The sequence below is a fragment of the Hoeflea sp. TYP-13 genome, from assembly GCF_040932035.1.
Classification (GTDB): Bacteria; Pseudomonadota; Alphaproteobacteria; order Rhizobiales; family Rhizobiaceae; genus Hoeflea_A.
Window position 1 is genome coordinate 444546 of record NZ_JBFRBB010000004.1, and the last position, 18073, is coordinate 462618.

An 18073-nucleotide genomic window follows, 5' to 3' on the forward strand; every position below is an offset into this window, starting at 1 on the left:
TCAGCAATTGAAATGAAAAGCCTGCGGATTACCATCCGCAGGCTTTTTTTGATTCAGGCCGACCCGTTCATCCGCCGGATCGGAAAAATTGCATGCGTTCTAGTGAACGCTGACCGGGCTGATCTCGTCTTCAGCGGCTTTCACATAGGCCGTGGACTGATCGTCGCTCAAAAAGAGCGGCGTGCCGTCGGCGCCGAACAGCGCCCAAAGATCAATGCCGGATTCGAGTTTCGGTGCGTCGGGAAACCGTTCCTGCACCTCGTCCGACGTCATCTTGCGAATATAACCGACCTGACCGGCGCCAAGATGGGCCAGCTCGTCCTTGGTGATATGTATCTTGTTGTCCAAAGCCATTTTCAAATCCTCCTTTGGAAGACCGTGCCCATGCGGATTAGTGCCCGCATGCGGCCAAAATCAATTTGTCGTATTGGATGCGCTGCGTCTTCCGGTCGCCTGTCGAGCGTTTAGACAAGGTCACTCGCTGACCGAAATATTGATCCGCTTTGCCTGGCGCTCGGGCTCCGGCTTGACCAGATCAATGGCAAGCAGACCGTTCTTCAGGTCGGCATTGAGCACGCGCATTCCGTCCGCGAGCATGAATGTGCGCTGAAACTGCCGGGCCGCAATGCCGCGGTGCAGATATTCGCGATCCTCGGTTTCGACCTGCCGTCCACGGATAATCAGCTGATTTTCCTGAACGGTCACGTCGAGGTCGGACTGTGAAAACCCTGCAACCGCAAGGGTTATGCGCAGCGTCTCGGCCTGGGAATCGTGTGCGGCGACGCGTTCGATATTATATGGCGGGTAGCCGTCACTGCCTTTGGCGATACGTTCCAGGGTCTTTTCCATCGTATCGAAGCCGAGCAGCAGCGGGCTTGAAAAGGGCGTCATTCGAGACATTTTTCCATCCTGTCCTTGGTTTCAAGCGACATGTTGCCGGGCCTGCGTTCAGCACCCGACTTGGTATTTATATGGGGTCGAAATTTGATATCGCAAGCATATTGCGGTCGGCGCGAGCAAGGCGCATAGTTCGGCAAAACGACTGAGGACACCATGGCTGGCAACAGCGAGCAGCCGATGAAAATCATTATCGACACGGATCCTGGTCAGGATGATGCCGTTGCCATTCTGCTTGCCCTTGCCAGCGAAAATCTGGAGGTCTTGGGCATTACCGCCGTTGCCGGCAACGTACCTCTCGAGCTGACGGAAAAAAATGCCCGCATGGTTTGTGAACTGGCGAGAAAGCCGGGAACAAGGGTTTTCGCCGGCGCCAAGTCGCCCATGGAGCGACCGCTTGTCACTGCAGAGTATGTCCACGGCAAGACCGGCCTCGACGGACCGGTTCTGCCGGAGCCGGACATGCCGCTGCAACCGCTTCACGGTGTCGATTTCATCGTCGAAACCCTGTTGTCGGAACCGGCAGGTGACGTGACCTTATGCACGCTCGGTCCGCTCACCAATATCGGGCTCGCCTTGCAGCAGGCACCCCAGATCGCCGAGCGCGTAGAACAGATCGTCATGATGGGCGGCGGCTTTTTCGAGGGCGGCAATGTCACCCCGGCTGCCGAATTCAACATCTATGTCGATCCCGAAGCGGCCCGTCTGGTGTTTGAATCGGGAATTCCGATCGTCATGATGCCGCTCGACGTGACCCACAAGGTTCTGACGACAAAGCGCCGCCTTCAGCGCATCGAACAGCTGGCAACGCCGGTTTCGCGTGCCGTCGTCGAGCTTCTGGAGTTCTTCGAGCGTTTCGACGAGGAAAAATACGGCACCGATGGCGGCCCGCTGCATGATCCGACCGTGATTGCCTGGCTTTTGAAGCCGGAACTGTTTTCAGGCCGCTACTGCAATGTCGAAATTGAGACCAAATCGCCACTAACCGCCGGGATGACGGTGGTCGACTGGTGGCAGGTCACCGGGCGCCCGCACAACGCGCTTGTCATACGCGACGTCAATGCGGACGGGTTCTTCGACCTGCTGGTGGAACACATCGCCAGATTGTAGCGCTTACGGAGCCGCTTTCACGTCCTTTTCATGCGGAATCGCCGGCTGTGCGCCGGGCTTCAGACAGGCCAGGCTGCCGGCAATGGCGGCGCGTTTGAGAGCCGTTTCGAACGATTGACCGCGGTCGAGGCCGGCCGCCAGATAGCCGCAGAACGTGTCGCCTGCGCCTACAGTATCCACCGGTTCGATGATCAAACCCGGTGCCTTCAGCAGTGCGCCGCCGCGCGCGGCAATGACACCACCGGCACCAAGGGTGACGATAAGTGTTTGTTCGGACTTCCCGTGCAGATCGAGAAGAGCCTTTTCGCGAACAGCGGCGCCCATTTCGGACTTGCCGGCGAGCAGTTCGAATTCCGTTTCATTGGCTATAACAATGTCTGCCCCGGCTGCGAGTTCCGCCGCATCATCGGTCAGCGGCGCGATATTGAGCACGGAGATCACACCGCGTTCACGCGCCTTGCTCAGTGCGGCCCGGATGGCGCTCGCCGGTATTTCCAGCTGCAACAGCAGGTAATCACCCTCCGACATTGCCTCGACGGCTCGGATTGCGTCATCGTCGCTGATCGTTCCGTTAGCACCCGGAACAACGGCGATGATGTTTTCGCCATTGCTGTCGACCAGGATAAGGGCGGTTCCGGTCGCCTCGTCGACTTCGCGGATGGCTGAAAGGTCGACGCCCGCTTCTTTCAGATGCGTAAGTGCCGGTTCGGCGAAATGGTCACGCCCCACCGCCCCGCACATGCGCACCGCCGCACCGCCCCGTCCTGCGGCCAATGCCTGATTGGCTCCCTTGCCGCCGGCCGCCGTCACGAAAGCGTGCCCGCCAACCGTCTCGCCCGGGTCCGGCAATCGGTCAACCGATGCGATCAGGTCCATGTTGATTGAACCGAGCACAGTGATCATGAATGGAAATCCTCGTCTGTTTGTGCTTGTGCATTCTGCTGTGGTTCTTTCACGGAAAACGCGCTACAGCAAGGCAGTTGCGATACTTGCAGGCGATTAATAACCGGATAGGCATGACTTCCAAAGACCTTCAATTTGAACGTATCCTGGATATCGAGACGCTGCGCGCCAGGTGCGATGCGATCGCGGACAGTGCCGACGATCCGGCTTCAATGACCGCCCGCAACGAACTGTTCGCCGTTTTGAAGGAAACGGTCACGCAAGGCCGCAAGATGATCGCCGAGATGCTTCGCGAAGACGGCAGCGGACTTGATTGCGCCCGCCGGATCTCGCTGCTGCAGGATGAGATCATCAGGGTGCTTTTCGGTTATGCCACAACCCGTTCCTATCCGGTTGAAAATCCCTCGACGTCCGAACATATGGCGCTGGCGGCGGTCGGCGGCTACGGTCGCGAGACCCTGGCGCCGGGATCCGACATCGATCTTCTGATCGTGCTTCCCTACAAGCCGACGCCGTGGACCGAGCAGGTCGTCGAATATGTGCTCTATATGCTCTGGGATATGGGATTCAAGGTCGGTCACGCGACCCGCAATATCGATGAATGCATCCGACTGTCGATGAGCGACATGACCATCCGCACGGCGATCCTGGACGCCCGTTTCATCTGCGGTGCGAGACCGCTCTATGACGGTATGGAAAAGCGGTTCGATGCCGAGGTCGTACGCAACACGGCGCAGGCCTTCATCGCGGCAAAGCTCGCCGAACGCGATGTGCGTCACCAAAAGGCCGGCGACACGCGTTACCTGGTGGAGCCGAACGTCAAGGAGGGAAAGGGCGGGCTTCGCGATCTGCAGACGCTGTTCTGGCTTGTCAAATATTATTACCGCGTCCAGTCCTCGCGCCAGCTTGTCAAGCTCGGCGTGCTGTCACGCCGCGAGGCCAAGCTTTTCGTGAAATCGGAGGATTTCCTGTGGGCGGTGCGCTGCCACATGCATTTTCTCACGGGCAAGGCCGAGGAACGTCTGTCCTTTGACATTCAGCGCGAGATTGCGGCCGATCTCGGCTACCATGACCATCCGGGCCTTTCCGCCGTCGAACGCTTCATGAAGCACTATTTTCTGGTCGCAAAGGATGTTGGTGACCTGACCCGGATATTGTGCGCAGCGCTTGAAGACGAGCAGGCCAAGGAGGCGCCGGGCTTTTCGCGTGTCCTGCGGCGTCTTGCCAAGCGCCGCCGCAAGGTCCCCGGCACGCTGGACTTCATGCAGGATCACGGACGCATCACCGTGGCGGACGACGAGGTGTTCAAGCGCGATCCGGTCAATATCATCCGTCTCTTTCATCTTGCCGATATACATGATCTGGAGTTCCACCCCGATGCGCTGAAGCTTGCGTCCCGATCGCTCAAGCTGATCAAGGCTCCGGTACGCGAGGACGAAGAGGCGAACCGGTTGTTTCTTTCAATTTTGACGTCGCCGCGCCGCCCGGCGCTGATCCTGCGCCGCATGAACGAGGCAGGTGTTCTCGGCCGTTTCATTCCCGATTTCGGCAAGATCGTATCGATGATGCAATTCAGCATGTATCACCACTATACGGTGGATGAGCACCTGTTGCGGGCGGTTGATATCATGTCGCGCATCGAGCAGGGCAAGGAGGATGAAGCGCACCCGCTTGCCATCAGCATCCTTCCGGAAATCACCGAGCGTGAAGTCCTCTATTTTGCGATACTGCTGCACGACATTGCCAAGGGCCGCCCGGAAGATCATTCAGTCGCCGGTGCGAAAGTGGCGCGCAAGCTTTGCCCGCGCTTTGGGTTTACCCCGGAGCAGACAGAAATCGTGGCATGGCTGGTTCGCGAGCATCTGAGCATGTCGATGATTGCCCAGTCGCGCGATCTGCACGACCGCAAGACCATCGAGGACTTTGCCGACGTTGTGCAGTCGCTCGACCGGCTGCGACTGCTTTTGGTGCTGACAGTCTGCGATATCCGGGCCGTCGGGCCAGGCGTATGGAACGGCTGGAAAGGTCAGCTTCTGCGCACCTTATACGGTGAAACGGAACTGATGCTGTCGGGCGGATTTTCAGCGGTTTCCGGCAAGGAGCGTGCCGAAGAGGCGAGGCTGCGCCTTGCCGACGCGCTGTCTGACTGGCCGGACAAGGAGCGTGAGGACTATCTCAAGCTCCATTATCTGCCCTATCTTTTGACCGTTGAACTTGATGATCAGATCCGTCACGCCGAGTTCATCCGGCGCACCAGGGATGCCGGCAAGCCGCTTTCGACCATGGTCCGGACCCATTCTTTTCACGCCATAACGGAGATCACCGTACTGGCCCCAGACCACCCGCGGCTGCTTTCGATCGTGACCGGCGCCTGTTCCGCCGCCGGCGCCAATATTGCCGATGCGCAGGTCTTTACGACCGCCGACGGGCGGGCGCTCGATACGATATTGATCAACCGTGCCTTTGATCAGGATGACGATGAATTGCGGCGCGCTGAACGCATCGGCGCAATGATCGAGGCGGTGCTGTCGGGGCAGAAGCGGCTGCCCGAGGTGATCGCGCACAAGACGAAGAGCCGGCGAAAGACCAAGCCATTTTCCGTCACGCCCAAGGTCAGCATCAACAACAGCCTGTCGAACTACTTCACCGTCATTGAGCTGGAAGGGCTCGACCGTACGGGTCTTTTGTCAGAAATCACGGAGGTTCTATCCGATCTCTCGCTCGACATCGCTTCCGCACATATCACCACGTTCGGCGAGAAGGTGATCGACACCTTCTACGTGACGGACCTTTTCGGCCACAAAATCACCAATGAAAACAGGCATGGCAACATCATTGCCCGGCTAAAGGCCGTGCTCGCAGGAATCGAAGAGGACGTTCGCCAGAAAATGCCCCAGGGCATCATCGCGCCGCCGACCACCAAGGGCAGGCGGGTCAAGCAGACATGAGTCTGTTTCGGAAATTTGCCAGCGTCGGCTCCGCGACCATGGCAAGCCGCGTGCTCGGCTTTGCCCGGGAGGCGCTGATCGCCTATACGCTCGGCGCAGGTCCGGTCTCCGATGCATTCTATGCGGCATTCCGCTTTCCGAACCTGTTTCGCAGGCTGTTCGCCGAGGGTGCGTTCAATTCAGCTTTCATACCGCTGTTTGCCAAGGAACTGGAAGGCGGAGGCCCGGCGGCGGCCGAGATTTTCGCGCGTCAGGTTCTGTCGGTGCTCTTGTTTATCCTGATTGCGCTGTCGGCTGTGGCCATGATTTTCATGCCGGCGCTGGTCGCCACGATCATCGCGCCGAAATTCACCGAAATCCCCGAAAAGTTCGAACTGACCGTATACCTCACGCGGATCATGTTTCCCTATCTGACCGCCATGTCGCTGGTGGCGATGTTTTCGGGGATCCTCAACTCGTACCGGCACTATTTCCTGGCGGCCATAAGTCCGGTACTGCTCAACGTTGTGCTGGTCGGCGTGCTTGTTGTTGCCGTCAACCAGGGTGTGGAAACCCGGCTCGTTGGTGTCTCCTTGGCCGTCGGCGTTATGGTTTCCGGCATTTTGCAACTGGCGTTGCTCGTCTATGGCGTCAGGCAAACCGGTTTTCACATTCGCATCGGCATGCCGCGCTTGTCGGCACAGGTCAAGCGGCTTTTATGGCTTGCGCTTCCGGCCGCTATCACCGGCGGCATCACCCAGCTCAATCTGCTCATCGGCCAGATCATCATTTCCGGCGACAACGGCGCCATCGCCATTGTCAATTTCGCCGACAGGATCCTGCAGCTGCCGCTCGGCGTTATCGGCATCGCCATCGGCGTCGTGCTTCTGCCGGAACTGTCGCGCGCGCTGAAAGAGGGCAATACCCAGTCGGTTCAGGACCTGCAGAACAACAGTCTTGAATTCGGCCTCGGGCTGACGGTCCCGGCGGCTGTCGCCTTTGCCGTCATTCCCGCGCCCATTGTGGCGCTGCTCTTTGAGCGTGGCGAATTTGTCCGCGAGACGACACTAATTACCGCGACGGTGCTCGCGGCCTTTGCCGGCGGCCTTCCGGCGTTTGTGCTCAACAAGATCTTCACACCGTCCTTTTACGCCCGCGAGGACATGCGCTCGCCCATGTGGTTTGCCGGAGTAAACGCGGTGATCAATGTCGCCGGTAGCCTGACACTCTTTCCGATCATCGGGGTGATGGGCATCGCCATAGCGACATCGCTGGCCGGCTGGGCAAATGCGTTGCTTCTCGGTGGCCTGTTGTACCGCGAAGACCAGTTCCGCCCGACGGCGCAAACGATGAGGCGCATCGCGCTGATCATTGCCGGCAGCGCCCTGATGGGTGTGGGGCTCTATCTCGTCATGGCCGTGATCGGACCGCTGCTGATGGATGGCAGCCTGTTGCTGCGGATCGTCCTGATGCTGGCGGTCATCTGCGCAGGGGCGTTCGTCTATTTCGCCTTCGTCCTTGCGACCGGGGCAATGGACCGCCGTCAATTGTTGTCGATGATCCGGCGCAGGCAAAAATAGATATGGAGCTGACATGCAAAAGATTGCCCATGTGACGATGCTTGTGCCGAGCTATGACGAGGGCATTGCCTTCTACGTCGGCTCGCTCGGGTTTGAGCTGGTCTCTGACACGGACCTCGGCGACGGCAAGCGCTGGGTGCTTGTTCGCCCGCAGGGCGGCGGCGGATCGGCGCTGTTGCTCGCCGAGGCCGCAAACGACCGCCAGCGGGCCCGTATTGGAGACCAGACCGGCGGCCGTGTCGGCTTCTTCCTGTTTACCGAAGATTTTGCAGCGGACCGTGCGCGCATGGTGGACAACGGCGTCGTGTTTCTTGAAGAGCCGCGCACCGAAGCCTATGGCATTGTTGCTGTCTTCAAGGACCCGTTCGGCAACACATGGGATCTTCTGCAGCCTGTTTGAGCACTGCCGGTAGCCGAATTTCCTTGATCACCGCGCGTCACAGGTGCATAACCCGCCGCGACGTCCGACCGAGAAAAACATCTTCAGGAATATCCATGTCCGAATTCAAGCCGCTCGTCTTTTCAGGAGTGCAGCCAACCGGCAATCTGCATCTTGGCAACTATCTGGGTGCCATCCGCAAGTTTGTCGCCCTCCAGGAAAGTCACAACTGCATCTATTGCGTCGTTGATCTGCATGCCCTTACCGCGCAGCTTGTGCATGATGATCTGCAGGGCCAGACGCGTTCGATCACGGCGGCATTCCTTGCCGCGGGTATCGATCCGAAGCAACACATCGTCTTCAACCAGAGCCGTGTTCCCGGCCACGCCGAGCTTGCATGGATATTCAACTGCGTTGCCCGCATCGGCTGGATGAACCGCATGACGCAGTTCAAGGACAAGGCCGGCAAGGATCGTGAAAACGCATCGCTGGGCCTGCTTGCCTATCCGAGTCTTATGGCTGCAGATATTCTGCTTTATCGCGCCACCCATGTGCCGGTCGGAGATGACCAGAAACAGCATCTGGAACTGACCCGCGACATTGCGCAGAAGTTCAACATCGATTTCTCAAAGCGGATTGCCGACACCGGCCTCGGCGTCGACATGCTGGTCGGTGAAGAACGGGTCAACGGCTATTTTCCGCTGACGGAGCCGCTGATCGAAGGGCCTGCGCCGCGGGTCATGAGCCTGCGTGACGGCACCAAGAAAATGTCGAAATCCGACGTTTCGGATCTTTCGCGCATCAATCTGACGGACGATGCCGATTCGATCTCGAAAAAGATCCGCAAGGCAAAAACCGATCCGGAACCGCTGCCGGGCGATGTTGAAGGGCTGGAAGGCCGTCCCGAAGCTGAAAATCTCGTCGGCATCTATGCCGCCCTTTCCGATACCAGCAAGGAAGCGGTGATCGCCGATTTTGGCGGCCAGCAGTTTTCTGCCTTCAAGCCGGCACTCACCGAGCTTGCCGTCAGCGTCATGTCGCCGATCAGCGCCGAGATGCGGCGTCTGATGGACGATCCGGCCTATATCGACGGTGTGCTGGAGGACGGCGGCGACAGGGCCGGCGCCATTGCCGGCAAGACCATGAATGATGTCAAGGAAATCATAGGACTGCTCTACTGAGAGCCCGTTCGGGCTCTGAAGCCTTGCAGGCCAGGCGTTGCGGCGGTTCTGGGGACCGCCGAAAACTAACGCTTGCCGAGCCGCAAGGCCGATGGCACACTTCGCGTCATGGTTTCGAAGCGACTGTCCAGGGAAGAAGGTCACCGCCGCAAGTTTCTTGCGGTCATCGACGATACGCCCGAATGCGAACGTGCGGTACACTATGCCGCTAGCCGCGCAAGGCGCACCAACGGTGTGCTGGTTCTGATCTTTGTTATCGAGCCGGGGGATTTCCAGCATTGGCTCGGTGTCGAGGAGATTATGAAGGCCGAGGCGCGCGAGGAAGCGGATGCTGCGCTTGAACGTTTTGCGGCGCAGGTTCGCGAAAACAGTGGTATCGAACCCGAGCTGAAAATCCGCATGGGAAAGACGACCGAGGAAATCCACGCAATAATCGAGGAAGACCAGGACATTGCCATTCTGGTGCTCGCCTCCGGCTCAGCCAAGGAAGGCCCGGGGCCGCTGGTATCGTCAATCGCCGGACGCGGCGCCGCTTTCCCCATTCCGGTTACCGTGATTCCGGATGCGTTGAGCGACGAGGACATCGAGGCGCTTTGCTGAGAACAGGTGTATTCAGCGCATATATCTGCGGCGATGCGACTTCTTGAAGTCTGGCGGTTTGTGCCTTATTTTCCACGCATATTTCAGGCGGTTCCGGTAAAATGCCGGCAAACGGCACGGCCACCGCCGCTCAGGAGCAAAATGGATGTTTATTCAGACGGAAGCCACACCGAATCCGGCGACCTTGAAATTTCTGCCCGGAAAAGTGGTTTATGAGGGCGGATCTGCCGATTTCCGCGACGTGGAAAGCGCGGCGGAAGCCTCGCCGTTGGCCGCAAGGCTGTTTTCGATTCCTGGCGTGACGGGTGTTTTCTACGGCTATGATTTCATTACCGTGACCAAGGACGGCGCCGAGTGGCAGCATCTCAAGCCCGCCATTTTGGGCACGATCATGGAACACTTCATGTCCGGCGCGCCGATCATGAACAGCACCGTCGACGATTCGGATTTCAGCGACGAAGGCGAGTTTTATGATGAAGCCGATGAGCCGATCGTCGCGACCATCAAGGAACTGCTCGAAACCCGCGTGCGTCCGGCTGTTGCCCAGGATGGCGGTGACATAACCTTCAAGGGTTACAAGGACGGCCGCGTCTTTTTGCACATGAAAGGCGCCTGTGCGGGCTGCCCGTCCTCGACGGCAACGCTCAAGCACGGAATTCAGAACCTGCTGAGGCATTTCATTCCTGAAGTGCAGGAAGTCGAAGCGGTTTAGTGCTGCGTACCGCCGCCTTTGAGCAGGCGGCGGCAATACCTGTTGTTTATTAGCATGTTGGTGTGGATTTGCCCGGAATAGACGGACAGATGCGGCAAATGAACTATGAGATCAACGGCGAACGGATTTATGTCGCCGATAGCGGCGGCGATCTGCCTGCCATCCTGTTTGTGCATGGCACGATGATGGACGGCTCGGTCTGGCACAAGCAGGTAGAAGCGCTGAAAGACCGGTTCCGCTGCGTGTGTCCGGATCTTCGCGGTCACGGCAGATCCACGGCTGCCTCTCCCGATATCAGCTTTGAGGACCATTGCGACGACCTGGCCGCGCTTATTGACGAGCTGTCTTTGAAAGACATTACCTTGCTCGGCTGGTCGATGGGTGGTTGTATCTGCCAGGTTTTTGTAACCCGGTATCCGGGAAAGGCTGAACGTCTTGTCCTCGTCGACACGATCCCGCAACGGCTCTCCGACGAGCGTTTTCCCTACGGGCAGGATCCTGAAAGCACACCAAGGACCAAACGGGCTCTCGAAACGGATTTCGTGGCGACCGCCAGCGGTTTCGGCAAACGCATATCGCCGGAAGACGACCACGTCGCCGCGTTCCTCTCCGATATGGCCGCGTGCGCGCGGCAGGATGTCACCATCAACGATTATGTGAGCACGGATGCCCGTTCGCAGGTCGACCTGTTGCCGCAGATCACCCTGCCGACGACGATTATCTGCGGCGAAAAGGATCTCGTCTGCAAACCCGGGGCCAGCACCTTCATGGCCGAACATATCCCCGGCAGCACAAATGGCGTTGCGGTCATTGATGGCGCCGGCCATGCGCCGTTTTTGACGCACCCGCAGGAATTCAACGAAATATTGCTTGGCGCACTGGAATCCGATGATCACGCTGGCAATTGATACCGCCGCACATCTTTGCGCAGCCTGCATTTACGATTCCGTCAGCGACGAGATTCTCGGAAAGGCCGTCGAGGACATTGGACGCGGCCACGCGGAGCGGTTGTTTCCGGTCATTGAACTGGCGATGGATGAGGCCGGCCTGACCTTTGACGCGGTGCAACGCCTTGGCGTGTGCATCGGGCCCGGCTCCTTTACCGGTGTCCGGGTCGGCGTTGCCGCGATGCGCGGCCTGTCCCTCGCTCTTTCGGTTCCGCTTGCCGGCGTAACCGTGTTTGAAGGCCTGGCGCTGTCGGCTCCGAAAAAAAGGCCGCTGCTTATCCTGCTCGATGCACGAAGAGGTGAGGTCTACGCCCAGCTCTTTGATCGGGACGGCATTGCCTCCGGGCCGCCCGCGGCGATTGCCGTGGACGCCGCCCGCAAGCTGGCGCATGAATCCAAAGCGTTGCTTATGGGCTCCGGCGCGCCTCTTGTGTGCAGCGTAAACGAAGAAGGCGGTTCCATGGCGGTCATCAGGGGCGATGCCGCAACGGCCGATATCGAGGCAATCGCGCGGCTTGCCGCTGCTCAGGAGCCGCAGCATGAGCAACCGAAACCGCTATATCTGAGATCTGCGGATGCAAAGCCGCAGGTGGGTTTTGCCGTGCCGCGGCGGGATACGGCGCCATGACTAAATCTTCGCTGTTTCGCTGGACGACTGAATTCGAGATCGTACCCATGGGCGCGGACGACTGCGCCGAGGCATCGTCCCTGCATGCCACAGGCTTTTCGCGCATTTGGAGCGACGGTGAAATACAGGCGCTGATCGGCCAGGATGCGGTCTTCGGCTTCATTGCGCATCGGCCCGGCAAGCGCGGCCGTTCGGGCGGCTTCGTCCTTGCTCGGCTGGCGGCGGACGAGGCTGAGATCCTGACCATCGCTGTGCATCCGAAATACCGCGAAACAGGGCTGGGGTGGCGGCTGATGGGCGCGGTGTTGCGGCATTTGCGTACGGAAGGGGCACAATCCTTGTTTCTGGAAGTGGACGAGGGCAACGAAGCGGCGATTGCGCTCTATCAGAAAATCGGATTTTCCAAGGTGGCCGAACGCGCCGCATATTACGACCAGGACAGTGGAGCAAAGACCGCAGCGCTTGTCATGCGGCTCGATCTTGGGTAGGCCATTCCTGAAACGGCAATTTGGCGGCTGTGAGGTTGCGTGTGACAGAAGAATTGAAGTCCCTGGAACAACAATGCGTCGAGCGCGGCATGCGCATGACGGAGCAAAGGCGCGTCATTGCCCGGGTCCTTGAGGGTTCCGCTGACCATCCCGACGTGGAGGAGCTTTACCGACGTTCCGCCGAGGTTGATCCGAACATCTCGATTTCAACGGTCTATCGCACCGTGAAGCTTTTCGAGGATACCGGCATTATCGAGCGTCACGATTTTCGCGACGGGCGGTCGCGCTACGAAACGGTGCCGGACGAGCATCATGATCATCTGATCGATCTGAAGAGCGGTAGGGTCATCGAATTTCAGTCCGAGGAAATCGAGGCGCTGCAGGAAAGAATCGCCCGCGAACACGGTTTCAAACTGGTCGATCACCGCCTTGAACTCTACGGAATCCCACTCAGCAAGGCGAAAGACTGACAATGCTCGCTCAGGGGATTGAAGGCCGCCTGCCGGGGAGTGGCCTCTTCAGATGATTGCGGGGATAAGGATTGCCATCGTTCTGACGGTCATCGTGCTGGTGACGCTCGTCCTGCTGCCGGTTCAACTGACATCCAACCGCTTTAACTGGAAGCTGTCGTGGTACCTGCCGCGCTGGTGGCACAGGGTTGCCGTCAGGCTTCTGGGCGTACGCGTCGTCATCCATGGAAAGCTCGATACCCATCGCCCGCTGATGATCGCCGCCAACCACAGCAGTTGGAAAGACATTGTTGTGCTTTCTTCCGTGGCCGACGTCGTCTTCATTGCCAAGTCTGAAGTAAAAAACTGGCCGGTCTTCGGCTGGCTCGCCAAATGGCAGCGAACGGTCTTTATCGAGCGTGAAAGGCGCCGCCAGACCGGGGAACAGGTCAGTGAGGTGGCAAAACGGCTTGCTGACGGCGAGATCGTCGTGCTGTTTGCCGAAGGCACCACGTCCGACGGCAACCGGCTTCTTGACTTCAAGAGTTCGCTTTTCGGCGCTGCCGCAAATGCGCTTGAAGCCTCTCCGACGGGCGCGGTATCGATCCAGCCTGTGGCGATTGCCTATACCCACGCCAATGGAGTGCCGCTCGGCCGCTTTGGCAGGCCGCTTGCCGCCTGGCCCGGCGACACGGAACTCACCCCGCACCTCATGGGCGTACTCAAGGAGGGTGCATTTGATGTCCAGGTTTGTTTCGGCGAACCGGTGACATATGATGAAAGCAGCAACCGCAAACGTGTGACCAGGGACGTGGAAGCCCAGGTGCGCAGCATGCTTCAGGCGCAGCTCTATGGCGGCGGAAAACCACTGGATTGACGGTTTCGAACGGGCCGGAGTGTGTCATTGCTGCAAATAAGGCGCTTCTGCAGCCGATTATATCCCGGAATTGGCTTGACTCTGTCACAAACAGCCGCGATTGCGTGTTTTGAACTATATAGTTGGTAGAACCGCCTTGAATATGGCCGGCTGCAACCGGCCGGACGCGGTATGAAGGGCCGTTGCCCTTCGGGAACGATTAAATGCAGACACAGGCAGAAACAGACACGATTGACGGCGTGCGGACAGACACTCGGACGAACAAGCGCAAGGTTTTTGTAAAAACCTATGGCTGCCAGATGAATGTCTATGATTCGGAGCGCATGGCAGATGCACTGTCAAAGGACGGCTATCAGCCGACCGACAATCCGGAAGAAGCCGATCTTCTGCTGCTAAACACGTGCCACATCCGCGAAAAAGCCGCCGAGAAGGTCTATTCGGAGCTCGGACGGATCCGCAAGCTGAAGGAAGCGCGTGCCGAGGACGGCGCCGAGCTCATGGTCGGGGTCGCCGGCTGTGTCGCCCAGGCAGAAGGTCAGGAGATCATCCGCCGTGCGCCGATTGTCGATCTGGTGATCGGTCCGCAGACCTATCATCGCCTGCCGCAGGCAATCGCCAGGGCGCGCAAGGGTGAAAAGGTCGTGGAGACCGAATACGCCATTGAGGACAAGTTCGACCATCTTCCGGAGCCCGAAAAGAAGGTGATCGCATCACGCGGTATAACCGCGTTCCTGACTGTGCAGGAGGGCTGCGACAAGTTCTGCACCTTCTGTGTCGTTCCCTATACGCGCGGTTCGGAAGTCTCGCGCCCGGTCGATCAGATCGCCCGCGAAGCCCGTCAGCTGGTGGCCGCCGGGGTGCGGGAAATCACGCTTTTGGGCCAGAACGTCAACGCCTGGCACGGCGAGGGCGAAGATGGCCGCGAATGGGGCCTGGGTGAATTGCTTCGCCTGCTGGCTGGCATAGAAGGTCTTGAGCGCCTTCGTTACACCACCAGCCATCCGCGCGACATGGACGACGCGCTGATCGCCGCCCACCGTGATCTCGACAAGCTGATGCCTTACCTGCACTTGCCCGTACAGGCCGGCTCGGACAGTGTGTTGAAAGCCATGAACCGGCGTCACACGGCAGACGATTACCTGCGTCTTGTCGACCGCATCCGGGCGGCCCGGCCCGATATTGCCCTGTCAGGCGACTTCATCGTCGGCTTCCCGGGTGAAACCGATGCGGATTTTGAGGACACGCTGCGTCTTGTCGAACGCGTCCGTTATGCACAGGCATTTTCGTTCAAATATTCACCGCGCCCTGGAACGCCCGGTGCAGAACGGGACGATCACATCCCCGAAGACGTAAAATCGGACCGGCTGGAACGCCTGCAGGCATTGCTGCGCAAGCACCAGACGGAGTTTGCTGAAAGCCGTGTCGGCATGACAATCGACCTGCTTTTGGAAAAGCCCGGACGCCGGCCCGGACAGTTGATCGGCCGCTCACCCTGGCTGCAGCCGGTAATAATTGATGCAAAATCGTCGCAAATCGGTGAAATTATAAAGGTGAGAATCACGCAAACAGGAACAAATTCGCTTTTTGCCGAAATATTGCAGGGCGAATCCGGGAGTTCAACCATTTGAGTAGACCTGAGGCAATCAAGAAAAAGGCCGGCACAAACCGGGCCGGAGCTTCCGACACGACGCATATTGTCTTGACCTTCGAAAACAACCGTCTTGCAAGCGAGCTGTTTGGCCAGTTCGACCAGAATCTTGCGCTGATCGAGCAGAAGCTGGGCGTCGATGCACGCGCCAGAGGCAATCAGGTGTCCATTCAGGGTGACGAGACCTCCGCAAATCAGGCCCGCCGGGCGCTGGATTATCTCTATGACCGGCTTCAGGAAGGCGAGGAGGTCCAGACCTCGGATGTTGAAGGCGCAATCCGCATGTCGGTGGCCGCCGATGACCAGCTGACGCTGCCGACCATGGAAAACAAGGGAAAAATGGCCTTTGCGCAGGTCTCGACGCGTAAGAAGACCATTGTGGCCCGCACGCCCAATCAGGACGCCTATATCCGCGCCATGGATCGCGCGGAGCTGCTGTTCGGGATCGGGCCGGCCGGTACCGGCAAGACCTATCTTGCCGTCGCGCACGCGGCGCAGCTGCTGGAGCGCGGCCTGATTGAAAAGATCATCCTGTCGCGCCCCGCTGTCGAGGCGGGAGAACGGCTCGGCTACCTGCCCGGTGACATGAAGGAAAAGGTCGACCCTTATCTGCGTCCGCTCTACGACGCGCTTTACGACATGATCCCCGGCGACAAGGTGGAACGGGCCATAACCGCCGGCGTTATCGAGATTGCGCCGCTGGCATTTATGCGCGGCCGCACGCTAGCCAATGCCGCCGTTATTCTCGACGAAGCGCAGAACACGACGTCGATGCAGATGAAGATGTTCCTGACACGGTTGGGCGAGAACGCCCGCATGATCGTTACCGGCGATCCCAGCCAGATCGACCTGCCGCGCGGCGTGAAATCGGGTCTTGTCGAATCGCTTCACATACTGAAGGGCGTGGAAGGGGTAGTGACCGTCCGTTTCCGTGACACCGATGTCGTGCGCCACCCGCTCGTCGCGCGCATCGTTGCTGCCTATGACGCGGAAAACACGATGATAGCCGAAAGCGGTAAACCGGACGTCGAATGACCGGCAAAGAGCCATTTGAGAGCGGTATAGACATCCAGATATCGGTGGAGACGCCGGGCTGGCCGGACGCCGACACGCTCGAAGCACTGAGCAAAACGACAATCGATGCGGCGGCGGCATATTTGGCGAGCGAAACCGGCCAGCCGTTTCCTGTCGGCGGTTGCGAGTTATCACTTTTGTTTTCCGATGATGACGCGATGCGCGCGATCAATCAGCAATGGCGCGAGCAGGACAAGCCGACCAATGTCTTGTCATTTCCGGCCTTTCCCGTGGAACCCCAGGGAATGCCGGGCCCGATGCTCGGTGATATTCTGTTCGCCCGTGAAACCATAGAGCGTGAAGCAGCCGATCTCGGCATCCCGTTTGATAACCATCTGACGCATCTTCTCGTGCATGGATTTTTGCATCTGTTAGGCTATGATCATGATGACGATGAGGATGCAGACGTAATGGAAGGTCTGGAGACTCGCATTTTGGCGACGCTTGACCTATCTGACCCCTATGAAAACACATTTCCAGTCTGATAAGCGATGAATCAGCATACCAGTACCGAGGCGCCGGTTGACGCGTCTTCCGGTTCACAGGAAGCGGACAGCGGCGAGGACCCCGGAAGTAGGCAACTTCCCGTTCTAGTTCGCCCAACAGAGCGAAACGGCCACAGTTGGTGGTCACGGATATTACGGTTGTTCCGGGCATCAGATGAGCACAGCCTCCGAGAGGACCTGACCGACGCGCTGTCGTCGGACGGGGCGTTCGGCGCTGCCTTTACGCCCGAGGAACGGGCCATGCTGCACAATATCCTCAGGCTGCGCGAAGTGCGCGTCGAGGATGTCATGGTGCCGCGGGCGGAAATACGGGCCGCCGATTGTGACATCACGCTGGACGAGCTGATGGTGATGTTCGAGGAGTCGGGCCATTCACGCATGCCGGTCTATGGTGAGACTCTGGACGACCCGCGCGGCATGGTCCACATCCGCGACCTGGTGGCCTACATAACAAAACAGGCACGCAATCGCCGGCGCGCCGCCCGCAACGGTTCGGCAAAAACGGCCAATGGCTCGGCCGCCGCCAAGAAGGACAAACCCGTTAAGGCAGGCCAGTTTGATCTGGCACGGGTCGAGCTGACAAAGACGGTTCAGGATGCGGGCATCATCCGCGATGTCCTGTTTGTTCCGCCCTCCATGCTGGCATCCGATCTGATGCAGCGCATGCAGGCCATGCGCACGCAGATGGCATTGGTGATCGACGAATATGGCGGCACCGACGGCCTCGTGTCGCTGGAAGACATCGTTGAAATGGTGGTCGGCGACATCGAGGACGAGCATGACGACGAAGCCGACATGATCACCAGCACGTCCGAAGATGTGTTTGTTGCCGACGCCCGCGCCGAGCTTGAGGACATTGCCAAGGTTGTCGGCAAGGATTTCGATTTCGGCGACAAGGCCGAAGATGTCGATACGCTCGGCGGTCTTATCTTTTCCGCCATAGGCCGCATTCCGGCACGCGGCGAGGTGGTGAGAGCTTTGCCGCAGTTCGAATTCCACGTCCTCGATGCCGATCCGCGGCGCATTAAGCGCGTGCGCATTGTTCGCCGCAAGATGGTGGAACGCCGCCGCCGGCCGCAAAAGTCGGAAACTGACCGCAGCGAACCGTCCGCGGGCCAAAAAAAGGGCAAGGTGCTTGAAGCCCCGCCCGGACAAGGTGTGAAATAA

Annotated in this window: 19 protein-coding genes; 16 read left to right on the forward strand and 3 right to left on the reverse strand. The window is 59.0% G+C overall.

Features of this window, described 5'->3' with window-relative positions; translation table 11 throughout:
* Positions 1-99: 99 nt before the first annotated feature.
* Together ABVT35_RS22375 and ABVT35_RS22380 are read right to left on the reverse strand one after the other, a co-directional pair.
* Positions 100-354, reverse strand: a complete 255-nt coding sequence (locus ABVT35_RS22375) for a DUF1150 family protein (RefSeq protein WP_368469465.1) — start codon at positions 352-354, stop codon at positions 100-102.
* Positions 355-474: 120 nt separating this feature from the next.
* Positions 475-900 carry an Hsp20 family protein gene (locus tag ABVT35_RS22380; protein WP_368469467.1) on the reverse strand — a complete coding sequence of 142 codons (426 nt, stop codon included), beginning with the start codon at positions 898-900 and terminating at the stop codon, positions 475-477.
* Between the two features lie 153 nt (positions 901-1053).
* Between ABVT35_RS22380 and ABVT35_RS22385 the strand changes: the two genes are divergently transcribed.
* Positions 1054-2007 (forward strand): nucleoside hydrolase, encoded by a 954-nt coding sequence (locus ABVT35_RS22385; RefSeq protein WP_368469469.1) that lies wholly within the window; start codon positions 1054-1056, stop codon positions 2005-2007.
* A 3-nt stretch (positions 2008-2010) separates the two neighbouring features.
* Here ABVT35_RS22385 and ABVT35_RS22390 read toward each other — a convergent pair whose 3' ends face one another.
* Positions 2011-2910: a ribokinase gene (locus ABVT35_RS22390; RefSeq protein WP_368469470.1), complete on the reverse strand. Its 900-nt coding sequence runs from the start codon at positions 2908-2910 to the stop codon at positions 2011-2013.
* Between the two features lie 113 nt (positions 2911-3023).
* On the opposite strand from ABVT35_RS22390, the gene ABVT35_RS22395 reads away from it, so the two are divergent.
* The 15 genes from ABVT35_RS22395 (at position 3024) to ABVT35_RS22465 (ending at position 18073) form a co-directional block, all read left to right on the forward strand.
* The gene (locus ABVT35_RS22395; RefSeq protein WP_368469472.1) at positions 3024-5858 is read left to right on the forward strand and encodes a [protein-PII] uridylyltransferase; all 2835 of its coding nucleotides are present in this window, start codon (positions 3024-3026) and stop codon (positions 5856-5858) included.
* Complete coding sequence (gene murJ, locus ABVT35_RS22400; protein ID WP_368469474.1) at positions 5855-7417, forward strand: murein biosynthesis integral membrane protein MurJ; 1563 nt, start codon at positions 5855-5857, stop codon at positions 7415-7417. Before ABVT35_RS22395 ends, murJ begins: the two co-directional genes overlap by 4 nt.
* Positions 7418-7430: 13 nt before the next feature.
* A complete protein-coding gene (locus ABVT35_RS22405; RefSeq protein WP_368469476.1) occupies positions 7431-7817 on the forward strand; it encodes a VOC family protein in 387 nt (128 codons plus the stop codon).
* A 95-nt stretch (positions 7818-7912) separates the two neighbouring features.
* A complete protein-coding gene (gene trpS, locus ABVT35_RS22410) occupies positions 7913-8977 on the forward strand; it encodes a tryptophan--tRNA ligase (protein WP_368469478.1) in 1065 nt (354 codons plus the stop codon).
* Between the two features lie 108 nt (positions 8978-9085).
* The gene (locus ABVT35_RS22415; protein ID WP_368469711.1) at positions 9086-9577 is read left to right on the forward strand and encodes a universal stress protein; all 492 of its coding nucleotides are present in this window, start codon (positions 9086-9088) and stop codon (positions 9575-9577) included.
* A gap of 145 nt (positions 9578-9722) precedes the next feature.
* Positions 9723-10289: a NifU family protein gene (locus ABVT35_RS22420; RefSeq protein WP_368469479.1), complete on the forward strand. Its 567-nt coding sequence runs from the start codon at positions 9723-9725 to the stop codon at positions 10287-10289.
* Positions 10290-10387: 98 nt separating this feature from the next.
* Positions 10388-11197 (forward strand): alpha/beta fold hydrolase, encoded by an 810-nt coding sequence (locus tag ABVT35_RS22425; protein WP_368469481.1) that lies wholly within the window; start codon positions 10388-10390, stop codon positions 11195-11197.
* Entirely contained in the window at positions 11178-11864 is a 687-nt protein-coding gene (gene tsaB / locus ABVT35_RS22430; protein WP_368469483.1) for a tRNA (adenosine(37)-N6)-threonylcarbamoyltransferase complex dimerization subunit type 1 TsaB, read from the forward strand. The genes ABVT35_RS22425 and tsaB overlap by 20 nt, the downstream gene beginning before the upstream one ends.
* Positions 11861-12352, forward strand: coding sequence for a GNAT family N-acetyltransferase (locus tag ABVT35_RS22435; RefSeq protein WP_368469485.1), 492 nt, complete (start codon positions 11861-11863; stop codon positions 12350-12352). The genes tsaB and ABVT35_RS22435 overlap by 4 nt, the downstream gene beginning before the upstream one ends.
* Positions 12353-12393: 41 nt before the next feature.
* Complete coding sequence (locus ABVT35_RS22440) at positions 12394-12822, forward strand: Fur family transcriptional regulator (RefSeq protein ID WP_368469487.1); 429 nt, start codon at positions 12394-12396, stop codon at positions 12820-12822.
* Between the two features lie 52 nt (positions 12823-12874).
* Positions 12875-13678, forward strand: coding sequence for a lysophospholipid acyltransferase family protein (locus tag ABVT35_RS22445; RefSeq protein ID WP_368469488.1), 804 nt, complete (start codon positions 12875-12877; stop codon positions 13676-13678).
* Between the two features lie 203 nt (positions 13679-13881).
* Positions 13882-15306, forward strand: coding sequence for a tRNA (N6-isopentenyl adenosine(37)-C2)-methylthiotransferase MiaB (gene miaB / locus ABVT35_RS22450; RefSeq protein ID WP_368469489.1), 1425 nt, complete (start codon positions 13882-13884; stop codon positions 15304-15306).
* Complete coding sequence (locus tag ABVT35_RS22455) at positions 15303-16361, forward strand: PhoH family protein (RefSeq protein WP_368469490.1); 1059 nt, start codon at positions 15303-15305, stop codon at positions 16359-16361. The genes miaB and ABVT35_RS22455 overlap by 4 nt, the downstream gene beginning before the upstream one ends.
* Complete coding sequence (gene ybeY / locus ABVT35_RS22460; protein ID WP_368469491.1) at positions 16358-16885, forward strand: rRNA maturation RNase YbeY; 528 nt, start codon at positions 16358-16360, stop codon at positions 16883-16885. The genes ABVT35_RS22455 and ybeY overlap by 4 nt, the downstream gene beginning before the upstream one ends.
* 6 nt (positions 16886-16891) lie before the next feature.
* Complete coding sequence (locus ABVT35_RS22465; protein WP_368469493.1) at positions 16892-18073, forward strand: hemolysin family protein; 1182 nt, start codon at positions 16892-16894, stop codon at positions 18071-18073.

Bases quoted from the DNA above. Each gene is read 5' to 3' on its own strand.
- ABVT35_RS22390 (WP_368469470.1), bottom strand. From the start codon at position 2,910: ATGATCACTGTGCTCGGTTCAATCAACATGGACCTGATCGCATCGGTT.
- murJ (WP_368469474.1), top strand. From the start codon at position 5,855: ATGAGTCTGTTTCGGAAATTTGCCAGCGTCGGCTCCGCGACCATGGCA.
- ybeY (WP_368469491.1), top strand. From the start codon at position 16,358: ATGACCGGCAAAGAGCCATTTGAGAGCGGTATAGACATCCAGATATCG.
- ABVT35_RS22420 (WP_368469479.1), top strand. From the start codon at position 9,723: ATGTTTATTCAGACGGAAGCCACACCGAATCCGGCGACCTTGAAATTT.
- ABVT35_RS22385 (WP_368469469.1), top strand. From the start codon at position 1,054: ATGGCTGGCAACAGCGAGCAGCCGATGAAAATCATTATCGACACGGAT.
- ABVT35_RS22395 (WP_368469472.1), top strand. From the start codon at position 3,024: ATGACTTCCAAAGACCTTCAATTTGAACGTATCCTGGATATCGAGACG.
- tsaB (WP_368469483.1), top strand. From the start codon at position 11,178: ATGATCACGCTGGCAATTGATACCGCCGCACATCTTTGCGCAGCCTGC.
- ABVT35_RS22405 (WP_368469476.1), top strand. From the start codon at position 7,431: ATGCAAAAGATTGCCCATGTGACGATGCTTGTGCCGAGCTATGACGAG.
- ABVT35_RS22445 (WP_368469488.1), top strand. From the start codon at position 12,875: ATGATTGCGGGGATAAGGATTGCCATCGTTCTGACGGTCATCGTGCTG.
- ABVT35_RS22435 (WP_368469485.1), top strand. From the start codon at position 11,861: ATGACTAAATCTTCGCTGTTTCGCTGGACGACTGAATTCGAGATCGTA.
- ABVT35_RS22425 (WP_368469481.1), top strand. From the start codon at position 10,388: ATGAACTATGAGATCAACGGCGAACGGATTTATGTCGCCGATAGCGGC.
- ABVT35_RS22415 (WP_368469711.1), top strand. From the start codon at position 9,086: ATGGTTTCGAAGCGACTGTCCAGGGAAGAAGGTCACCGCCGCAAGTTT.
- ABVT35_RS22380 (WP_368469467.1), bottom strand. From the start codon at position 900: ATGTCTCGAATGACGCCCTTTTCAAGCCCGCTGCTGCTCGGCTTCGAT.
- miaB (WP_368469489.1), top strand. From the start codon at position 13,882: ATGCAGACACAGGCAGAAACAGACACGATTGACGGCGTGCGGACAGAC.
- ABVT35_RS22465 (WP_368469493.1), top strand. From the start codon at position 16,892: ATGAATCAGCATACCAGTACCGAGGCGCCGGTTGACGCGTCTTCCGGT.
- ABVT35_RS22375 (WP_368469465.1), bottom strand. From the start codon at position 354: ATGGCTTTGGACAACAAGATACATATCACCAAGGACGAGCTGGCCCAT.
- trpS (WP_368469478.1), top strand. From the start codon at position 7,913: ATGTCCGAATTCAAGCCGCTCGTCTTTTCAGGAGTGCAGCCAACCGGC.